Raw genomic sequence first — 19,673 nt, forward strand, 5'->3', positions numbered from 1 at the left:
CCGTATCGCTCAAATTCTCTGGTAGCTGATCCAGGTCAATATGCAATAGGCGATGAGCCAGAGGGCAAGAAAGATGTACGCCCATTGCCTTTTTTCTGTTTTCTGGGGGAGAAAGAACAGCAGAACGACTGGAATACAGGGGGCGATTACTCCGGCAACAAAGGTCGAGAGATAGCGGAGCAACTCTTGAAGACCAAGAAAAAACCAGGGACCTGCAATATGGAGAAGTCCAAAACGTTCAGGCTCCATTGGTGTTTTGAGAAAAACAGAAATAGCTAAAATAGCCAGCACAAGAACACTGTGATTACGCCAGAAAGCGGGATAACGCCGAAGGTGTGGCCAAAGGGAAAAAGCTCCCAAAGCCACGAATCCTATAAGATGGTGCAGGTAGACTTTCCGTACACCGCTTTCTGTTATATCGAATAGTAGGTCATTGAGCCAGGTGCCGACAACGGGAATGGAAAGGCATATATTTTCTGCTATCAGGCCAGCTGCCTCGCCTGTGGCATCTCCCCGTAGTACGTATCCGGTAAAGAGTAGAAGTACTGCTATGGGGAAAGATGCGCAAAGCCTGATCCAGCTGGCGCGGGGAAGCATTTCTTCTTTTTTCCAGAGAACAACGACTATATGGCCCAGGAGCAGCAAAAAAAACGCCTGGCTAGAGTAATAATGCAAAGCTCTCCAGAATCTTCCAAAAGGAGCGATGAGTTCTATAGTTGCCGTAGAATAATATGGAGAGTGTGCATCATACTGTATGGCAAGCAGGATTCCCGATATCAGTGAGATGTACAGGCTGATCAAAGTCTGGCCGCCCCAGCGGTTATTTAGCAGGAGCTGTTTAACGTAACGTAGCAGGTCTGGAAACCTATTCATACCAGTTCTACCACATAGGCCTGTGCTTTTCCGTTGTCGTTGTTCTGAACCTCAACCTTGTAGATAGGCAGATTACGCTCAGCCGGGCCGGCAAGCCTTTCACCACTTTGTGAGAACCTGCTTTGGTGACAGGGGCATTCAATGTATTCCTTATCTTCAAGATAATTAACCCGGCACCCCAAATGGGTACATGTCCTTGAAACCGCATGCGTACCCTTTTGGTTCGCAAAAAGAATAAAATCTTTTTCCTGGCGATAACCACTGAGAGGCAGAGGGCCGGGAACTGTCACATATCTGGGTTTTGGCTTTGGCTGGTAACGGGTAAAGCGAAAGAACGGGTAAAGCAGGGCTAGCAAGGCACCGCTGACTGACCAGCCAAATAAACGTTTTAGAAGAGCTCTTCGAGATTTTGCAGAAGAGTGTGGTAGTGTCTTTCCGGACATCAGGCAAACTTTTCCTTCAGAGCTTTTGCAACGTGGTCGGGTACCAACCCTGCGATGTTACCGCCACATTTTGCAGCTTCTTTGATACTGGTTGAGCTGATGTAAATCCAGCGGAATCCAGTCATTAAAAATATGGTTTCTACTTTTCGTTCCAGGCGACGATTCATCAATGCCAGTTGAAACTCATAGTCAAAGTCAGATAGCGCCCGCAAGCCCCTGATAATGGTACCTGCTTTGTGTCGCAGGGCAAAATCGACAATAAGGCCTTCTGTAAAACTGACCTGGAGCCGATCATCAACAGAATCAAAACATTGCTGTATAAATGCAATGCGATTCTCCAGAGAAAAAAGCGGGGCTTTGTTTGGGTTGACTGCAATAACCACTATCACTTTGTCAAACAGACACATGGCACGTTTAATGATATCCAAATGTCCGTTTGTGATCGGGTCAAAGGTTCCTGGGTAGACTGCTATGGATGGCCTCGCTGCTTGTTGGTGAGCCAAATTAAGGCTCTTGGGGTTTTCTGTAGGCATAATTATTTATTGAAGCTACGGCAGTATATAGCCATATGCCGGTTTCTCCGTATACGCGTTGGTCAACCAGCCGCATTTGTGAGGTTGTTGCAGGAAGTTGTACCTCCCGATGTTCTTCTACCAGTATTATTCCCTTGTCTGCCAATAGATTTCCCTGTTCAATCAGTGAAAGAGCTGGGAGGACCAATTCCATTCCATATGGAGGGTCCATGAAGATAAGATCAAAGGATATTCCCGGTGGAAGATGTTTGCACAGACTTTTGACTTTTATTTTGTCGTTAAGACTGTGCTGAATACATTTTGCCCGTGGCTGCTTAAAGCATGTAAGTAGATTTTGAGTAATGAGTTCCAATGATTTGCGGGACTGATCTATGAAAATGGCGAAATCTGCACCCCGGCTGAGGGCTTCTATCCCCAAAGCACCGGTCCCGGCAAAACAATCCAACACGCCAGCTCCCTCTACTTTAGAACCTACTATATTAAATATTGCTTCCCTGACTCGATCACTGGTAGGACGAATGTGGGACAAGTTTTTCGGGGTGGCAAGCTTGCGTCCCCTACACTGACCTCCTGTAATACGCACGTTCTACATTTCGTTACTTTTATGGGAAATGCGTTTTTGCCTCTTCTTTTTTCTGTGGGAAATGAAATCTTTGAATGCCATGATCGGACCATGGAGAATGTAAAACAGGGTGGCAAAAAACAATGTAATGGGTGGTTCAGTGGCCAATAGGATAAACAGCAACAGCATGGCAACGATCAATTGAAATTTTCGTTCCTTGCCTATATTGGTCTGTTTGAAGCTCAGATAGCGATGAGTTGAAACCATGAGATAGGATAGAAGATAGACCAGCAGCAGAAGTGAAACGTGTTTGACTGTATCTGTTGCGCCCAGAAAGCGACTGAACATTACAGCCGTGGCAATCATGCCTGCTGCAGCAGGGCAGGGAAGCCCAACAAAGTCATGACCAGGGAGGTCGTCTGTCTGGGAATTGAATCTGGCCAGCCGAAGGGCCGTTGTTGCAACGTATAAAAAGGCTGCGAGCCAACCATATCTACCATAAGGTGTCAATGCCCAGAGATAAGCAAGGACAGCCGGTGCAACACCGAAGGAGACCATATCGCATAGAGAGTCGAGTTCCATCCCGAATTGGGAAGTGGAATTGGTCATTCGGGCAACTCGTCCGTCAAGGCAGTCAAAAACCCCTGCTATTAAAATGGCCACGGCGGCTGCAAAAAAATGACCGTTAAAAGAGGCCACAATGGAATAAAAGCCGCTAAAGAGGCTTGCACAGGTAATCAGGCAGGGAAGTGGATAAAATTTGTTGGATTGACCGCTCTCAAGAGATTGATCAGATTCATCTGTATGCATAGCTGCGTTTCTCGTTAAATAATCATGGTGCGATGTCTAGTTGAAGCACTGGATTGCATTTTAGCCAATGCTTCCCAGGATTGTTTCGCCGGCTTTCACTTTTTGTCCCACCTTGACGGTAATTTCACTTGTCTCTGGCAGGTAGAGGTCAACCCTGGATCCAAATCGAATCAGGCCATAGCGCTGTCCGGATTCAAGTGTGTCACCAGGCCTGGCAAAACAGACGATTCGACGGGCAATAAGTCCTGCAATCTGTACTACACAATAGCGGACGTTACCTTCACTTTGTACTATCATAGCACAATATTCATTGTGCAAAACAGCCTTGTCCTTGTCTGCCGCATAAAATCTGCCCGGCTGGAGATGAACGGCTTCTATGGTACCGCGTACAGGAAGTCTGTTCACATGCACATTGAACACATTCATGAAGATGGATATTTTTTGTACTTTTTGATTGAGGAAGCGGTTGTCGTCCACTTCCTCAATACGAATGACTTTGCCATCAGCCGGACTGATGATACCACCCTGTTTATCAGGAACAATTCTGCTGGGATCGCGAAAAAAGTAGGTGGCAAAAAAGGTCGATGCCAGGGCAAGGAGCGCCATGGCAGAGCAACCCACCAGGGCAAAAATCAGAGATGTGAATGCAAAAAGTCCAATAAAGGGTAAGCCCTCTTTATGAACCGGAATATGTGGTTGTTCCATGTGAACGCTCATAGTTTAAGGGGATTATCTGTTTTTGGGTGCCCGTGCCATGGCAATGGTGCCTGTGCGGATAATTTCCTTAATCCCAAGTGGTTTTAATATATCTATGACGGCTTTGATCTTGGATTCCGACCCTGTTACCTCAACGGCATAGGAGTTGGCGCTAACGTCGACCACTTTGCCTCGGAAAATATCAATAATCCGTAAAACTTCAGCTCTGGTGCCTGCATCTGCTTTAACCCGGATAAGCACCATTTCACGCTCAACATATTCGTTTTCGCAGATATCTGTGACTTTGACCACATCAATGAGCTTGTGCAACTGTTTCATAACCTGCTCAATCACACTTTCTTCCCCGCGTGTCACAAGGGTGAGACAAGAAATTGATGGATCCATGGTTTCAGCCACACAGAGGCTTTCAATGTTGAAGCAGCGACCGCTGAATAATCCTGTAACCCGGGAAAGTGCTCCGGGTTTGTTTTGCAGAAGAACCGATAGGGTATGTTTCATCATACGTAATCCTTATTTGATAGACTTGCCAGACACTGCAACCATGTAATGTAGGGTCGCGGAAAATAATAGATATCCAAAAATTGCGTAGGATATCGGTTTGGTAACGTCGTCGCGTTAATGGTTCCATACTGGTTGTATTGAGCCATTGACGCGACGACGTTACCGAGTTGAGAGACAAGCAAGATCGGATAATTTATTTTTTCCGTGCCCCTTATACGAGGAGCATCTCTGTAGTAGCTTTGCCCGCCGGCACCATGGGAAAAACGCCTTCTTCCCGGCTTATGGCAAAATCCATAATCACGACATTGTCGGTGGCAAGGGCTTCTTTGATGACAGGTTCCACTTCGTCTTTAGTTTTTGCGCGTAATCCTACAGCTCCGTATGCTTGAGCAAGGGCAACAAAATCCGGCGTGTGTTCCATGACCGTTGAGGCGTAATGTCGATTATAGAAAAGTTCCTGCCATTGACGCACCATGCCCAGGTAGTTGTTGTTCAAAATAGCTACCTTTACATTGGCTCCCCATTGTTTAGCTGTTGCCAACTCCTGAATATTCATCTGAATGGAACCATCACCGGCGATATCTATAACGTCCAGTTGCGGATAGGCCAGTTTTGCCCCGATGGCCGCAGGGAGCCCATACCCCATGGTTCCCAATCCTCCTGATGTGAGGAAACGGCGAGGCTGGTTAAACTTGTAAAATTGGGCCGTCCACATTTGATTTTGCCCTACCTCTGTAGTGATGAGGGCGTCCCCCCTTGTCAGTTCATTAATTTTTTCAATAACGTACTGGGGTTTGATGATATCACCTTCTTCCTGGTAGGCGAGGGGGTGTTTGTTCTCCCACTCATTTACCTGCTCCACCCAGGCATTATGTCGGGAGGCAATCTCTTGTGGAGAAAATGAAGGGTTGGCTTCTAAGCATGCGTTTATGGCCTGCAGAGCCAGTTTGCAGTCAGCTACAATGGGAACATCAACATCCACGTTTTTACTGATGGAGGTGGGGTCAATATCTATATGGATAATTTTTGCATCGGGAGCAAAGGCATCCAGCTTGCCGGTTACACGGTCATCAAACCTGGAGCCTACGGCGATGAGGAGGTCACTTTTGGCAACCGCCATGTTGGCTGCATATGTTCCATGCATGCCGAGCATACCAAGAGAAAGTGAATCCGTTCCCGGAAACCCGCCCAGTCCCATCAGGGTCATTGTAACGGGAATATTGAGTGTGCGAGCAAGATGGGTCAATTCTTCATGGGCATCGGAAAGAATAACTCCACCGCCAACGTACAGGACTGGCTTTTGCGATTGAAGCAGTGCCTTGCAGGCCTTTTCAATTTGTCCAGGATGTGGTTTTACATTGGGCTGGTAGGTCTGCATTCTGGTTTCTTTCTGCTCGGGATAAGCAATAAAGGAGGCAATGACGTCTTTAGGCAGATCAATCAGAACAGGCCCCGGACGCCCGGAAGCAGCAATGTAGAACGCCTCTCTGAGGGTGGGAACAAGTTGTTCAGGGTCGTTTACAAGGTAATTATGTTTGGTACATGGTCTGGTTATACCTACAATATCAACTTCCTGAAACGCGTCATTCCCGATGAGTGCACGGGGAACCTGCCCAGTCAATACGACCAGCGGGATGGAATCGCAATACGCGGTGGCAATAGCTGTAACACCGTTGGTAGCGCCTGGACCGGAAGTGAGGACAGCAACACCCACCTTGCCGGTTGCTCTGGCATAGCCATCGGCAGCGTGGACCGCACCTTGTTCATGTCTGACCAAGATGTGTTTGATGTCTGTTTTGCAGAGCTCATCGTATAGCTCAATGACAGCACCACCCGGGTACCCAAAAATTATGTCAACACCCTCTTCTTTCAAGCAGCGGATAATTGCCTGGGAGCCTACCATTGTACTCATTGCATGTCCTCTCTATCTCCCTTTCGGGGTTTTCGGGTGGGTCGTTGCTCGAACGATTCTCATTTTTTGTGCATCAGTATATGTTCTTCCTGCATGAGCATGGCCGCCTTATCCTGTGAAAGTGTTCGCGCTATATGTTGTAAAAACAACAGGGGGGCGTGATTACGTTTCTCGGGCATACATTCTTAAGATTGTACATCATCATCTTCGATGAAATAGACGTGCGCACCTGTGCAGGCAAATGTTGCGATATACGAATTATATAATCCTTCTCAGGTTTCCATTTGTAGGTCGTCAGATGCTCCCATCCCTCTCTCTGATGGGTTTGCATCATATAACTGACCAGAAAAAATTGTCTGCCTTGTACCGCACAAGAAGATGATTTCACCCTCTGGCTGGTTTACCATTATACGTGTTTTTCCAAAGTAAATATTGTGCGTATAACGCAAAAAGGAAAGAGCAAAAAGACCGTTTCTGGATGGGCACTGCCTCGTTGATCCTACACTATGGAGTGAACGCAACCAAGAAATATATAAATGATAAAATAGGCTGTCAAGCAGGAAACCAGCTCTTTCACATCATGTGCTACGGAATCAGCTTCGAGAGCCAGTTTTACCTCGCGAAGCTGATAATACGTGATACGATGATTGGAAAAAATCGGGATGAGATTGCAGGAATATTTATTGACCTTCTTTTTCCATTCGGTCGACGAGATCTGAAAGCATTTCTCCGGAGGGCGTTGCTGCCAACGGGTTGATTGCAAGCAGTTCTTTCCAAGTCTCAAGAGCTGCTTCCTTATTGTGCATGTCTGAAAGCAAGACGACGCCTTTGTTAAAACGCGCCTGTTGATGGTTGGAATCCATGGCAATGACAGCATCAAAAGTTTCAATGGCTTTCTGCGGCTGTCCGTTGCGTCGATACATTATACCCATGTCAGTCATGACATCCACCTGACCTGGAAGAATTTTCAGGGCTTCTTGATAGCTTTTAATGGCGTTGTTGAACTGATTGTCATCAAAATAGGCGTGACCCAGTTGTACCCACGCCTGCCCATCCTGGGGGTTGCTTTGAGTAGCGGTTTGGAGTTGTTCGATAACAGCCGCGAGCTGGTTTGTCTGCTGGCTTTGTTGCTCGTTGATTGCCGGAAGTCTATACGAACTATAGCCGACGCCAAGAAGGAACCCTGCAAGCAGAGCAATTGCTATGCTGAGGTACAATGTTTGATGTCTGACCATTTTTTGATGGGAGGCCATGGTATTCTCCTGACTAACAAGGAATGTGGGAATGAATACTTTGGGCAGCTGGGGGCTACCACAGGGTGTTCTCATACCATATTGGTATGCGGCATGCAAATGAAACAGAAAGTCACTGTCAACAGTGCCAGGCACCTTGGTGATGATGTTTGTCTCTATATAAAGATGTATTTTTGATGGGAGCAGATTCCCGTCAGGCATAACCCTTTGGTATCATCGTTGTAAGTGATCGTTATCCAATGTTAGCGGTGAAACAGAATCGATACGTTCTTGGCGCACAGTGACCACATTTATGATACTCCAGGTTGTGAGCTGTCCGGCCTGCCTGGGCGCATTTTGCCAGAATGGCTGCTATAATATCGCTGTGATTGTTTCGATGAACCATGGCGTAATGATGGAGAATACCTCCTGCACGAAGCATGCGTATGGCGGAGATGAGTAGCTTGTTGTGATCTGTGGGGAGCATGGTGACAACTCGATCACAGGACAGGCTTTCTTGGCCTGGGACATTTGTCGCATCGCCGCAGATGAGAGTTATTTTGTGATTCATTTTATTCAGGATGAGGTTCTCTTTTGCCAGTGCGTGTGCATGAGGATTTATTTCAATGCCCACAATAGAGTCTACCTCACTATTTTTTGCTATCACAAGGGGGAGGGGGGCAATACCAGAGCAAAGGACCGCGATCTTTTCTCCAGGATTGATCAGTTGGCTTATACGTAAACGTTCCGGCCCCATCCGTGGTGAAAAATAGACGGTAGATGGGTTTACCCGGAGATCAACGTCATTCTCACGGTGAATGGTATCCAAGGTGCCTCTGCCGGCAATGATCTGGAGTGGTTTCGTGCGATATATACCTTCGCATTGTCCGGCCAGAGAAGCCACAATGCGTATCTTCTGCATACTATCAAGATATGCATTGCCGATCAGGATTTTACCCATATCTGTCTGAGAGCTAAGGTCTGTAATGAGAATATCTCCGACTATATCATAACTACGTGGAATCAAAGATAACGCAGTCTCAGAGAGAGAGGGACGAAGTATGTTCAACAGTTGTTCGTGGGGCGTCATTGTTTATTATTATACACAAGGATTGCGATAGAATATTGAAGGATTGTATGAAGCGTATACTGTCATGGAAGTTTTTTATACAGGTATAGCAGGCAATGTGAGAGAGCGCGGTGCTATGATAATACAGTATAAAAATGTTCGGCAGTTTTTTTACCTTAAACCACGCTGGCAGGTGAACTAATTCTGACGGATCCGAGTCAAAAATGTCGTAATTCCTTGAAACACTTGAATCTGTCGGTCGATTATGTGGTAATTTTTTCCTTTCAGGATAGTCCTCCTGCTCTGGTGGGGGGGGGAGTGGAAGGCATTAAGACAGGAATTCGTTGCGAAGAAGAAGGCTCTGAACGGTTCCGGTTGTACCGATGATCGCTTGGTCGATAAATTTCTGAATGCTCCCAAAAACGTTTCAAATAAAATTCGCGAAGTATTTGAAGACAATCGAAATCAGTGAACAAGGCCCGCAGCTATGACACCGTAAAGTGTCCAATCTTGCTTGTCTCTCAACTTGATAACGTCGTCGCGTCAATGGCTCAATACAGCCAGTATGGAACCATTGACGCAATGACGTTACCACGCCGATATCCTACCTTATTTTTGGATATCTATTATTTTCCGCGACCCTTGATTCCATGAGGTGTCTTGATTTTTTTCAAGGCATCAGATACATGTCTTTAGGGTATCCCCTTGTAACTTTTTAAAAAGAAATTTCAGACAGAGTGGGTAATGAAAATGCTTGCATTTATAGTTTGTTTTAGGTAGAAAAGATAGCTTGTGAAAAAAAATGTCTGTCTGAGGAGATAATACAATGGCACGTAAATGTGAAATTTGTGGCAAAGGTCCAGCGACTGGCAATAACGTCAGCCATGCCCATAATAAAACCAGACGTCGCTGGTTGCCAAACCTGCAGCGCGTCAGAACCGTTGATGCTGGCGGAAGAACAGTACGCATGAATGTGTGCACCCGTTGTATCCGTTCCGGTGCGGTTGTAAAGCCTGCATAATATCCCGGTAATATTTGTCAACGTGGTGTCTTGATATGTTTTTATACGTTCATTCAACTTGTAAAAGAGGTGAGCAATGAGCGAAGAGGTTCAGTTTCTGTCCCCTGAGGCTGCTGGGAAAATTGTTGCTGCTATTCAGGAGGAGGAAGATGTACATCGCCCTGACCATCGTATTTTGACTGTATATAATTACGACGATAAAGAAATATGTTGGTTTGATTACGAAGAAGTTATGCGAGATGCCGGAGTTGATAAAAAAGACGCTGAAGCGCAGCAGAAAGTGACGGATTACATTCTTCAGCGTATACCGGATTGGGCATTGGATATATGAGTATAAAAAGGTGGCGGAATTTCTGTCACCTTTTTTTTTATATCAGTAGTACTGGCTGTTGCTGGGTGGAGTTGCTCGGTTTCTCCTTGATTTAATTCATGTTTCCTGTCTCTGTGCAGGAGTCTTCTTATGCTATGGAATGCCTTGTCTTTTTCATAGTTTTCCCTCTCTTCGGTTTGTCTCGTCTGTACCCGTTTTCTGGGTGTTCATCTAAAAGGTGCCGCTATCTGGATTTTTCCCTGTTGAATTCTGTAATAGATGTGGGGCTGCAGCTGCTGTGAAATGGCAGATTCTGGGTTTTGCTGAAAACACACTGTTTTCAAGTTCTGTTGGACAGAAACAATAGTATTGAAAATCCAGCTGGTGTGTAAAAAATCCTGAGAAGTGTGTGGTAGCTGGGTTGTGGTGCAATGCTCGCTGTTTATTCCTGAAAAGAACTGTAACTTGCTTTTTTTCTGCTGTTCTCTCTCTTAGTGTTTTTCCCTCCTGTCATGGATATGGTTATTCCTGCGCTGTAAAAGTTATCAGGAAATTATTGTATTCGTGCCAGTCTGCAATTCTGTATACCCGTTGACGCTGTGCTGATATGTAGGGCTACAAAAAAATACATTATTCAATCTTGCTCGTCTCTCAACTCGGTAACGTCATCGCGTTAATGACTCAATGCGGCCAGTATGGAATCGTTGACGTGACGACCTTGCCAAGCCGATATCCTACGCAATTTCTGGATATGTATTATTTTCCGCGACCCTTAGTCGGATCCTTGCTGCGGTTTTGTGCCTGTTGTGCATGGGGTGAGAGGAGGCTCCGTGATTTGCGTTGGTACACTTTGTCTGCCCAAATAAGTCTTGCTGCTAATATCCTGAAAAGACATGCTTTATTTTACTGCGAAGAAAATTGTCTTAAGCCTGCCTGACTGTTCGTCAAGAAAAAATGTCAAAATAATATTAAAACGTGTGCAAATTGTGCAAATTGCGCTATTGTCGTGCGCAATTATTATCGAGATAGATGCGGTGATATTCATCTTGAGCAATGCGATGCACATCAGTTTCGCAGTTATGTCCCGAAAATAAATGGTTTTTTTGTGTGCTTCCGTATCGTTCTGCTCAAGAGATGCATGCCGTTTCGGTTGTTGATGAAGATATAATGCTATGTTGTTGCAGTGCATGTTGTGCAAACTATAACCTTGAGAGGTTGGTAGGCAGCTGTACTGTGAACAGGCAGGGATTCCTCTCAGCGTAACTAAGCTACTTGGTTATTCTGGCAACGCCGAATGTCTCCGGCACAATATGTGGTCTGAACAATGTTCAAGCCGGCGGAGCTTGCAGTCTTGATTTCAGGCCAACAAAAGGTTGTAAGGTCCATGCCGTAATCACAAGGAGGGTTTATGAAAGAAAACCAATTTGAACAAGTTCGACAGCGTCTCGGAGGAGTGTCACGAAGAGATTTTATGAAATTCTGCTCAGCTCTAGCTGCTGGTATGGCACTGCCCGAAGCTGTAGCACCAAAGATAGCTCAAGCAATTACAGCTGATGATCGCCCGCCCGTGGTTTGGCTCCATGGATCAGAGTGCACCGGGTGTAGTATGTCGCTGCTGCGGTCTGAGCATCCAAGTATTGAAAAATTGATATTTGATCTCATTTCCCTGGATTTTCATGAGACTTTAGCAGCAGGTGCCGGTGAACAGGCAGAAGCTGCTTTGCATCACGCCGTTGAACAAAATTATGGCAAATTCATTCTGGTTGTTGAAGGTGCTGTTCCGCTTAAAGAGAGTGGAATTTATTGCCGTATAGCAGGGAAAAATTTTGCAGATACAGTACGTGAAATAGGTTCCCATGCGGGTGCTGTGATCTCTGTCGGCTCCTGTGCAAGCTGGGGCGGAGTTGCAGCCATGGACCCAAATCCAACAGGGTGTGTTGGTGTTCAGGAAGTTCTGCCGGAAAAACAGGTTATTTCAATCCCTGGATGTCCTCCCAATCCATACAATCTGCTTTCCACCATTATTCATTTTCTCACATTCAAGAAGATGCCTACTTTGGATGATAAGAACCGTCCAAAATTTGCTTATGGCCGCCTGATTCATGAACATTGTGAACGTCGACCTCATTTTGATAATGGCCGGTTTGCCCGTCAGTTTGGTGACGAAGGGCATCGCAATGGACATTGCCTCTACTATTTGGGTTGCAAAGGACCCGTTACCTATGCCAACTGCTCAACATCACAATTTGGTGATGCAGGCTCCGGCTGCTGGCCAGTTGGAACCGGCCACCCTTGCTACGGCTGTACCGAGCAGGGTGTCGGCTTTAATATGCCGCAGTTCAATACCAGTCCTGTCCTCCACACTGCCACACCAGCCGCAAGCCATGCTCCTATAACCGTTGAGCGAGGTGAAGGCGTTACTGCTGAAACCGCTGCCCTCATGGCTGGGTTTGGTGGTGCTGCCCTTGGTGCAGGTGCTGTATTTGCTGCAAAATTAGGCGGTAAGGAGAAAACAGATGAAAATGAAAAGGCGTGAGTTCATTAAAGGAGCTGTTGGGAGCCTGGCCCTTGCTTCCGCATCTGGAGCAGGGATAGCCAACGCGCGCACAGTGCAGGCTCTGCCTCCTGGAGCTGTCGGCATATTGTACGATTCAACATTATGTGTCGGGTGTAATGCCTGTATGGCGGCCTGTAAGAAGGCTAATGATAAGAATCCTGAACCAGTGAATAATCCAGGAACCTGGGATAATCCCCAGGATCTTTCTGCATCCACCCTCAATGTGATCAAAAAAGCCAGCGTGGGTACGGGTGAGGTCAAAGATTCTCCCTCCGATGGATATGCGTTTATTAAACGGCAGTGTCTGCATTGCATAGACCCTTCCTGTGTCACCGCATGTCCGGTTTCCGCTCTGACCAAAGACGAAGAGACCGGTATTGTTGAGTATAATAAAAATGCCTGTATTGGTTGCCGTTATTGCCAGGTAGCCTGTCCATATAACATTCCCAAATTTGAATGGGATGATATGTATCCAGAGATTGTCAAATGTCAACTGTGTTCACATTTGATAGAGAAGGGTGGTATTTCTGCCTGCTGTTCCGTATGCCCTACCGGTGCATCCCTTTTTGGTCCTGTTGAATCGCTGATTGAGGAGAGTCGGCGTAGATTACAGATGAAGCCCGGGAAAGCCTATGAGTATCCTGTTGGATCTATTGATTCAGGGGAGACCCATTCTTTCGCTGCTCCACACTACATTCGTCACGTGTATGGTTTGGAAGAGCTCGGTGGAACGCAGGTGATGTACATGTCCGCAATGCCATATAAGGAATTTGGCTTACCAGCTTTCCCCAAGGAGAGTTTTGTCTCCATGGCCAGTGGTATCCAATACGCCATTTATAAGGGTATGGTGTATCCTCTGGTAGTATTAGCCGGCTTGGTGGTCATGGTGAAGAAGAATAAAAAGTCGGAAGAGGCTGAGGGCCATGACCAGCAACAAGGAGGTGATCATGAGTGATGCGAAGCCGCTTGGTGGCAGAATTATTACACCAACCTTTGTCATTTGTCTGATAATTGTTGGCATAGCCGGATTTTACGCAGTTAAACGATTGATTTTTGGTATTGGATCCATCTCCAATATGAATGACGGGTTCCCCTGGGGAATTTGGATTGCGTACGATGTCGTTGTCGGGACCGCTTTTGCCTGTGGCGGGTATGTTATGGCGCTGCTGGTGTATATACTCAATCGCGGTGAGTTCCATCCTTTGGTACGCCCTGCCTTACTTGCTTCCATGTTTGGTTACACGTTGGCAGGTGTTTCGGTATTTCTTGATATCGGGCGGTATCTCAATGTCTATAATCTGTACTTACCCTGGCAGATGAATTATCACAGCGTCATGTTTGAGGTTGCCATGTGTATCGGTACCTACATCTTTGTCCTGTGGCTTGAGTTTACCCCTGCTTTCGTTGAAAAATATAAGCTGACCAAGTTTGGTGAACGACTCAACAAGGTGATTTTTATCCTCATTGCCATGGGTGTGCTGTTGCCGACCATGCATCAGTCCTCTCTGGGGACCATGATGCTTATGGCAGGATTTAAGCTTTCTCCTCTCTGGCATACTCAGGCACTGCCACTCCTCTTTTTGCTCACAGCAGTGTTTATGGGGTTTGCCATTGTCGTGTTTGAGGCAAGTATTTCCTCCAGGGTCTATAAGCTCGGTGATGAGACCCCGATGCTGTCCAAGATTGCCCGCATTATGGTTTGGGTGATTGGCTTCTATCTTATCATCAGATTCCAGAATGTATTTATGCGTGGTGAAATGGCATTGGCATTCTCTGGAACCTTCCTTGGAAATATGTTCCTGCTCGAAAACCTGATGCTTCTCACTGGTCTGATAATTTTGGCATATCCAAACAATCGAACCAGTCCACGGCTCCTGTTTATTGCCGCAGTGTGTATTTTAATCGGTGGCTCTCTGTTCCGTTTCAATACCTATATCATCGGTTTTGATCCCGGCACAGGGTGGAAATATTTTCCATCCATTGGTGAACAGATGATCACCTACGGATTGATCGCCTTTGAAATCGCTGCATATACTCTGTTTGTTAAAATTTTTCCGGTATTCAGCAGTCACGAGCACACTGCATCAAATAGTTAAGGAGACACATCATGTCTGAACAAATTGTTATCGATCCGATTACCCGTATTGAGGGCCATCTGCGCATCGAATGCGAGATTGAAGGCAACGAGGTGCAGGATGCCCGGTCTGTGGGTACCATGTGGCGTGGTATTGAGACCATTCTTAAAGGCAGGGATCCTCGAGAGGCTTGGATAATTGTACAGCGTATATGTGGTGTTTGCACCACTGTTCACGCTATGGCATCTGTACGTGCGGTTGAGAACGCGTTGGAACTCGAAGTTCCTCTCAATGCCCAATATATAAGAAATATGATTGTCGGCGCCCATTGTCTTGCTGATAATATCATTCATTTTTATGTGCTTTCAGCCGTTGACTGGGTTGATATTGCCTCTGCTGCATTGAAGGCAGATCCCAAATCAGCATCACAGCTGGCTCAGAAACTCTCTCCCTGGAAACGAAATAGTTATCAGGAGTTTAAGCAGGTCCAGGAAAAATTGAAAAAGCTGATCGGCTCAGGTCAGCTCGGACCTTTTTCTTCAGGATATTGGGGGCATCCAGCCATGACCCTTGATCCTGATGTGAACCTGGTGGCCGCTGTACACTATTTTCAGGCTTTGGAGTTTCAGCGCAAACTCAATAAAATCGTAACTATTCTTGGCTCCAAGACTCCTCATATTCAGAATCTTGCAGTTGGTGGTGTTGCCAACCCTATCAATCTGGACAGCCCTGCAACTCTGACCCTGGAAAAACTGTACTACATTAAAACATTGATGGATGAAGTACGGGATTTTGTCCATCAGGTATATATGGTGGATGCTGCAACCCTTGGCGCCAGCTATCCGGAGTGGTGCAGCTATGGGAAAGGCAACGGTACCTATCTTTCCGTACCTGAAATGCCTCTTGATCCCAAAGGCATGACTTTTGCGATGCCTGGTGGGTATATCAAAGGCGATGACCTGAGCACCTTCCGCCGGATCAGTTCTTCTCAAGATCCTTATTTTGAGGATAATGTAAAAGAGAGCATCAAGCATTCTTTTTACAATGGTGATTGGAATCGTCATCCATACGTTGAAGAGACAGAGCCAAAGTACGCTGCAGGCGAAACCAAAGGGGCTTACTCCTGGGTTAAATCACCTTCTTTCCTCAATGAGCCAGCGGAAGTTGGCCCAGTTGCTTCTGTGCTGGCAATGCATGCCGCCAGATTTGAGCCGGCGTTGAAATATAGCCGGGCTATCTTTGATCAGATGGCAGCTCTTGGTAGTAGTCAGGTTGGTATCGATATCCTGCCTTCCACCATGGGACGTCATATCTCTCGTTGTATTCGTGCCGCCGTCGTACAGGATGCCATGGCAGATCAGTGGGATAAATTGATCAATAATATCAACAGTGGTGATTTTACCACCTTTAATGCTCCACATTTTCCAGAAGGTGAGCAACGAGGAGTTGGAATTCATGAGGCTCCACGTGGTACTCTTTCCCATTGGGTTGTTATTGAGAGTGGTAAAATCAGAAACTACCAGGCCGTTGTTCCATCAACCTGGTTATCCTGTCCTCGCGGTGCAAATGATGAACCTGGTTACTATGAGCGATGTTTAATCGGTAATCCGGTAGTTGATCCGGAGAGACCTCTGGAAGTTTTGAGAACCATTCATTCTTTTGACCCTTGCATGGCTTGTGCAATTCATATGGTCAATCCCCAGGGGAGAAAGCTCTCTTCCATGAAAGTACTTGCCTAATCGAACAGTTTAGGTCGTATTTATATATAGTCGCGATATCCTGATCGCGGCGCAGGTACTTGAGCAGCCGTTCCGGGCAACCGGAGCGGCTGCTTTTTTGTGGGGAGTATCAGTAGTATTTTCCGCGACCCTAAGGGTTGTCACATATCTCTTCCACTTGATAGACACGAAATGTGGAAATATTGTGCAAAGTGAAAAAGCATTTGTAGAAAGATATATTACCTCGTAAATAACTCTTAAGATGCGTGATAAACTACGAAACATTTGTCATGTAGAGTTTTTTCGGAACGAATCTTTTCTCAGTATTTTTCTCATATGTACATGTGAAACTCTTTTTTATATATAGATAGCAGATTGTTGTCAGGTATTCCCCCGTCCATGAAAATTTCCATCCAATATAAATTATTTGCCATTATGTTATTGGCAATTCTTAGTGTGGTAGCGTTTATGACTCTGGTTTTCCAATGGAGTTTTGACCGCGGCTTTCTTGACTACGTCAATGTTGAAGAGCAGGCTGAAATTGTTTTATTGGAAAAACAATTGGAGAACTATTATAACACCCATCAAACGTGGGCAGAGTTAAAAGGCAATCCTCTCCTTGTGTTTGCTATGTGGGCAGAGGTGATGCCCAATGGGAAAGGCAAGCATCGGCTTATGGAAATTGTAGCCAAAGGTAGAATGCCTGATTCGCACCATTCAGATAATGAACGAAGAGATGACCATCCTCGTTATCCGATTCAAAGAACCGTTATACTTGATGAAGCTGGTGAAATAGTTTTTGGCCGGATTACAGAAGGGAAACTACCAGCCTTACGTGCCTTGGAATACCAGGGCAAAGAAGTTGGACGTATCGGCATATACCCCCCGCAAAAACTCATGGAAGTCAACCAGCTGCTTTTCGTACAAAAACAACAGGAAGTTATTGTACTGACTTGTCTTGCAGCAATACTGATTACCATCGTCCTGTCCCTGGTATTGGCCTGGCATTGGACAAAGCCCATACGTCTTCTTTCCGTTGCAGTTCAGAAGTTAGCTCTGGGTGATTATAGCACCAGAGTCAATAACAGGTCAGGGGATGAGCTGGAACGGTTGTCCCATGATGTGAATACACTGGCTAAAACTTTGGAAGAGAATGAACAGCAACGCCAACAATGGGTAAGTGATATAGCCCATGAACTTCGAACTCCGCTTACCGGGTTAAAAGGTGAGATTGAAGGATTACAGGACGGTATCAGAAAACCAGGACCGCAAACATATACCAACCTGTATAATGGTGTAACCAGGCTGGAAAGGCTTGTTAATGATCTTTACGACCTTACTCGTGGTGATATGGGCAATTTTGCCATGATGAATAAGCAGCTGGACCTTTGCGCTCTGGTTGAATCGTCCCTGGCTGCGCATCAGTTTGAAGCTGATTTGGCAGGCTTGGAGCTGTCATGTAAAAGACCTGATACGTCTCTGTATATCCTTGGCGATGGACAACGTATCCAGCAGCTTATGAGCAATTTGCTGATTAACAGTATTCGCTATACTGATTCGGGTGGAAAAGTGATAGTCACCCTTGCAGGGGTAGAACGTTCAGCGGTCCTGACGTTGGATGATTCCAAACCGGGTGTGCCAGACCAGGCGCTTTCCAGATTGTTTGACAGATTATACCGTGTTGAACAGAGCCGTAATCGCTCTTTTGGGGGATCTGGACTTGGGCTAGCAATAAGTAGGCAAATTGTTATGGCACATAACGGTCAGATACATGCTTCCGTATCTCCATTGGGCGGACTACAGATATGTGTACGATTTCCTTTGCTGGATGAGGCTGTTTCATGTCCCATAAAATTTTAATTGTTGAAGATGAGCCGGTGGTTGCTGAATTGCTTCGTGATTACCTGCTGAATGCAGGATTTACTGCATATATCCTTGACAGTGGCCTTGAAGTTGAAGAGTGGGTGAGGGGACACTTGCCTGATCTGATCCTGCTGGACCTGATGCTCCCCGGAAAAGACGGGATTGCCCTGTGTAAAGATATTCGGTATTTTTCAGAGGTGCCCATCATTATGGTCACAGCCAGAGTAGATGAGATTGATCGTCTCCTCGGACTCGAGCTCGGTGCAGATGACTATATCTGTAAACCCTTCAGCCCAAGAGAGGTCGTTGCGAGGGTGAAGGCGGTACTCAAACGTTCTGTGATGGGAGACCACAATATAGAGCAATTTGTTCAGGTTGATCGGGAAGGATTCAGAGTATTGGTCCAGGGAAAAGATTTAGGCCTGACAGGGGTGGAATATAAACTCTTTGTGACTTTACATCGGCATCCCGGGCGAATATTCTCACGCACCCAACTGATGGAACATATTTACGAAGATAATAGAATTGTCAACGATCGCACTGTAGATAGCCATGTCAAGAAGCTTCGCCTGAAGATTTCCAAGTTGAATGTTGGCGTCGAACTGATCCATTCCGTATATGGTATCGGCTACAAGTATGAATGCTGAACTGTGCAGAGCTGGAGAAAATACCGTAGATAAAACGTGCAAGTATGCTTTTTGGTATTAAAAAAATAGTCACTCCGTTTCTTCTTCCCCCAGGGCTTTTTATTGTGCTGCTGGCAGGGATGGCTGTAAAGGGATTCTTCCAAAGGCAGAATAGGGCTCACCGTTCATTTTGGGCCATGGCCATACTCCTCTGGCTCTTTTCAACAGGACCTTTTGCAGATATGCTTGCCGCACCATTGGAGAGAGCGTATCCTGTGCCTGCTGATCCTGGAGGTGATGTAATTATACTGCTTACCGGAGGGGCATATGATGACGTCCCGGATATGAGCGGGATCGGGGCTCCGGCTCCGAATACCATTGAACGATTGGTTACTGCTGCCCGCTTGCACAGAAAGTTGCAGATACCCATCCTGATTTCAGGAGGTAGGGTAGATTCTCAGCGAATTCCTCTCAGTCACGTGACCCGCAGGTTTCTTCTTGATCTTGGAATTGCTTCCCAGGATATTCTTGTGGAGGATCGCAGCCGTGATACTTATGAAAATGGATTGTACAGTAAGCAGGTTTGTGTACAGCATGGATTTACACGTCCGCTGCTGGTAACTTCAGCGATACATATGCAACGTGCCATGTTTGTCTCTGAAGCAATTGGCCTGCATGCAATCCCTTTTCCGTGTGGACTGACTACCTGGCAGAATAAAAAGTATACATGGCTTGCTTTTCTCCCGAGTGCCGCATCATTCAAAAAAACAGCCGCAGCCATGCACGAATGGATGGGGCTTCTCTACTATCAGATTGTTAATCCTTGAAAATAGTGCAAAAGGCTGGACGTA

General features: G+C 46.1%; 19 protein-coding genes. 9 read left to right on the plus strand and 10 right to left on the minus strand.

From position 1 onward, the window contains the following. Positions 1–9: 9 nt before the first annotated feature. The 10 genes from G493_RS0106925 to G493_RS28230 all read right to left on the minus strand — a co-directional run bounded on the left by G493_RS0106925 (position 10) and on the right by G493_RS28230 (position 8,652). Positions 10–873: a cytochrome b N-terminal domain-containing protein gene (locus G493_RS0106925; protein WP_028579791.1), complete on the minus strand. Its 864-nt coding sequence runs from the start codon at positions 871–873 to the stop codon at positions 10–12. Then, positions 870–1,316, minus strand: a complete 447-nt coding sequence (locus G493_RS31895; protein WP_028579792.1) for a ubiquinol-cytochrome c reductase iron-sulfur subunit — start codon at positions 1,314–1,316, stop codon at positions 870–872. Before G493_RS31895 ends, G493_RS0106925 begins: the two co-directional genes overlap by 4 nt. Continuing rightward, positions 1,316–1,849, minus strand: a complete 534-nt coding sequence (coaD, locus tag G493_RS0106935) for a pantetheine-phosphate adenylyltransferase (protein ID WP_051309088.1) — start codon at positions 1,847–1,849, stop codon at positions 1,316–1,318. Before coaD ends, G493_RS31895 begins: the two co-directional genes overlap by 1 nt. Then, complete coding sequence (gene rsmD, locus G493_RS28215) at positions 1,821–2,432, minus strand: 16S rRNA (guanine(966)-N(2))-methyltransferase RsmD (protein ID WP_084813466.1); 612 nt, start codon at positions 2,430–2,432, stop codon at positions 1,821–1,823. The genes coaD and rsmD overlap by 29 nt, the downstream gene beginning before the upstream one ends. Before the next feature lie 3 nt (positions 2,433–2,435). Continuing rightward, positions 2,436–3,221 carry a CDP-diacylglycerol--serine O-phosphatidyltransferase gene (gene pssA, locus G493_RS28220; RefSeq protein ID WP_035273867.1) on the minus strand — a complete coding sequence of 262 codons (786 nt, stop codon included), beginning with the start codon at positions 3,219–3,221 and terminating at the stop codon, positions 2,436–2,438. Between the two features lie 60 nt (positions 3,222–3,281). Beyond that, the gene (locus tag G493_RS0106950) at positions 3,282–3,926 is read right to left on the minus strand and encodes a phosphatidylserine decarboxylase family protein (RefSeq protein ID WP_028579794.1); all 645 of its coding nucleotides are present in this window, start codon (positions 3,924–3,926) and stop codon (positions 3,282–3,284) included. A gap of 24 nt (positions 3,927–3,950) precedes the next feature. Then, complete coding sequence (ilvN, locus tag G493_RS0106955; RefSeq protein ID WP_028579795.1) at positions 3,951–4,436, minus strand: acetolactate synthase small subunit; 486 nt, start codon at positions 4,434–4,436, stop codon at positions 3,951–3,953. 214 nt (positions 4,437–4,650) lie between these two features. After that, positions 4,651–6,351, minus strand: coding sequence for a biosynthetic-type acetolactate synthase large subunit (ilvB, locus tag G493_RS0106960; protein ID WP_028579796.1), 1,701 nt, complete (start codon positions 6,349–6,351; stop codon positions 4,651–4,653). A 680-nt stretch (positions 6,352–7,031) separates the two neighbouring features. Continuing rightward, complete coding sequence (locus tag G493_RS31900; protein WP_161629803.1) at positions 7,032–7,604, minus strand: tetratricopeptide repeat protein; 573 nt, start codon at positions 7,602–7,604, stop codon at positions 7,032–7,034. A gap of 232 nt (positions 7,605–7,836) precedes the next feature. Further along, a complete protein-coding gene (locus G493_RS28230; RefSeq protein WP_161629804.1) occupies positions 7,837–8,652 on the minus strand; it encodes a class I SAM-dependent methyltransferase in 816 nt (271 codons plus the stop codon). Between the two features lie 826 nt (positions 8,653–9,478). Between G493_RS28230 and rpmB the strand changes: the two genes are divergently transcribed. The 9 genes from rpmB (at position 9,479) to G493_RS28245 (ending at position 19,649) form a co-directional block, all read left to right on the plus strand. Continuing rightward, complete coding sequence (gene rpmB / locus G493_RS0106990; RefSeq protein WP_028579797.1) at positions 9,479–9,673, plus strand: 50S ribosomal protein L28; 195 nt, start codon at positions 9,479–9,481, stop codon at positions 9,671–9,673. Positions 9,674–9,749: 76 nt separating this feature from the next. Next, entirely contained in the window at positions 9,750–10,004 is a 255-nt protein-coding gene (locus G493_RS0106995; RefSeq protein ID WP_028579798.1) for a hypothetical protein, read from the plus strand. A gap of 1,387 nt (positions 10,005–11,391) precedes the next feature. Further along, complete coding sequence (locus G493_RS28235; protein ID WP_051309092.1) at positions 11,392–12,519, plus strand: hydrogenase small subunit; 1,128 nt, start codon at positions 11,392–11,394, stop codon at positions 12,517–12,519. Continuing rightward, positions 12,500–13,495: a hydrogenase 2 operon protein HybA gene (gene hybA, locus G493_RS0107015; protein ID WP_051309093.1), complete on the plus strand. Its 996-nt coding sequence runs from the start codon at positions 12,500–12,502 to the stop codon at positions 13,493–13,495. The genes G493_RS28235 and hybA overlap by 20 nt, the downstream gene beginning before the upstream one ends. Further along, a complete protein-coding gene (gene hybB / locus G493_RS28240; protein WP_205623647.1) occupies positions 13,488–14,636 on the plus strand; it encodes a Ni/Fe-hydrogenase cytochrome b subunit in 1,149 nt (382 codons plus the stop codon). Before hybA ends, hybB begins: the two co-directional genes overlap by 8 nt. A gap of 11 nt (positions 14,637–14,647) precedes the next feature. Next, the gene (locus tag G493_RS0107025) at positions 14,648–16,354 is read left to right on the plus strand and encodes a nickel-dependent hydrogenase large subunit (protein ID WP_028579802.1); all 1,707 of its coding nucleotides are present in this window, start codon (positions 14,648–14,650) and stop codon (positions 16,352–16,354) included. A 378-nt stretch (positions 16,355–16,732) separates the two neighbouring features. Then, complete coding sequence (locus G493_RS32935) at positions 16,733–18,193, plus strand: ATP-binding protein (RefSeq protein ID WP_028579803.1); 1,461 nt, start codon at positions 16,733–16,735, stop codon at positions 18,191–18,193. Then, entirely contained in the window at positions 18,175–18,843 is a 669-nt protein-coding gene (locus tag G493_RS0107035; protein WP_028579886.1) for a response regulator, read from the plus strand. Before G493_RS32935 ends, G493_RS0107035 begins: the two co-directional genes overlap by 19 nt. 44 nt (positions 18,844–18,887) lie before the next feature. Next, complete coding sequence (locus G493_RS28245; RefSeq protein WP_051309095.1) at positions 18,888–19,649, plus strand: YdcF family protein; 762 nt, start codon at positions 18,888–18,890, stop codon at positions 19,647–19,649. Positions 19,650–19,673: the final 24 nt, after the last annotated feature.

The organism is Desulfogranum japonicum DSM 18378 (assembly GCF_000429945.1).
GTDB lineage: Bacteria > Desulfobacterota > Desulfobulbia > Desulfobulbales > Desulfobulbaceae > Desulfogranum > Desulfogranum japonicum.

Excerpts from the sequence above, each read along its gene's own strand:
- G493_RS0106925 (WP_028579791.1), bottom strand. The coding sequence starts at position 873 with ATGAATAGGTTTCCAGACCTGCTACGTTACGTTAAACAGCTCCTGCTA.
- coaD (WP_051309088.1), bottom strand. The coding sequence starts at position 1,849 with ATGCCTACAGAAAACCCCAAGAGCCTTAATTTGGCTCACCAACAAGCA.
- hybA (WP_051309093.1), top strand. The coding sequence starts at position 12,500 with ATGAAAATGAAAAGGCGTGAGTTCATTAAAGGAGCTGTTGGGAGCCTG.
- rpmB (WP_028579797.1), top strand. The coding sequence starts at position 9,479 with ATGGCACGTAAATGTGAAATTTGTGGCAAAGGTCCAGCGACTGGCAAT.
- ilvN (WP_028579795.1), bottom strand. The coding sequence starts at position 4,436 with ATGAAACATACCCTATCGGTTCTTCTGCAAAACAAACCCGGAGCACTT.
- G493_RS28235 (WP_051309092.1), top strand. The coding sequence starts at position 11,392 with ATGAAAGAAAACCAATTTGAACAAGTTCGACAGCGTCTCGGAGGAGTG.
- ilvB (WP_028579796.1), bottom strand. The coding sequence starts at position 6,351 with ATGAGTACAATGGTAGGCTCCCAGGCAATTATCCGCTGCTTGAAAGAA.
- G493_RS0106995 (WP_028579798.1), top strand. The coding sequence starts at position 9,750 with ATGAGCGAAGAGGTTCAGTTTCTGTCCCCTGAGGCTGCTGGGAAAATT.
- G493_RS31895 (WP_028579792.1), bottom strand. The coding sequence starts at position 1,316 with ATGTCCGGAAAGACACTACCACACTCTTCTGCAAAATCTCGAAGAGCT.
- G493_RS31900 (WP_161629803.1), bottom strand. The coding sequence starts at position 7,604 with ATGGCCTCCCATCAAAAAATGGTCAGACATCAAACATTGTACCTCAGC.
- G493_RS32935 (WP_028579803.1), top strand. The coding sequence starts at position 16,733 with ATGAAAATTTCCATCCAATATAAATTATTTGCCATTATGTTATTGGCA.
- G493_RS0106950 (WP_028579794.1), bottom strand. The coding sequence starts at position 3,926 with ATGGAACAACCACATATTCCGGTTCATAAAGAGGGCTTACCCTTTATT.
- hybB (WP_205623647.1), top strand. The coding sequence starts at position 13,488 with ATGAGTGATGCGAAGCCGCTTGGTGGCAGAATTATTACACCAACCTTT.
- G493_RS28245 (WP_051309095.1), top strand. The coding sequence starts at position 18,888 with ATGCTTTTTGGTATTAAAAAAATAGTCACTCCGTTTCTTCTTCCCCCA.
- G493_RS0107025 (WP_028579802.1), top strand. The coding sequence starts at position 14,648 with ATGTCTGAACAAATTGTTATCGATCCGATTACCCGTATTGAGGGCCAT.
- G493_RS0107035 (WP_028579886.1), top strand. The coding sequence starts at position 18,175 with ATGTCCCATAAAATTTTAATTGTTGAAGATGAGCCGGTGGTTGCTGAA.
- pssA (WP_035273867.1), bottom strand. The coding sequence starts at position 3,221 with ATGCATACAGATGAATCTGATCAATCTCTTGAGAGCGGTCAATCCAAC.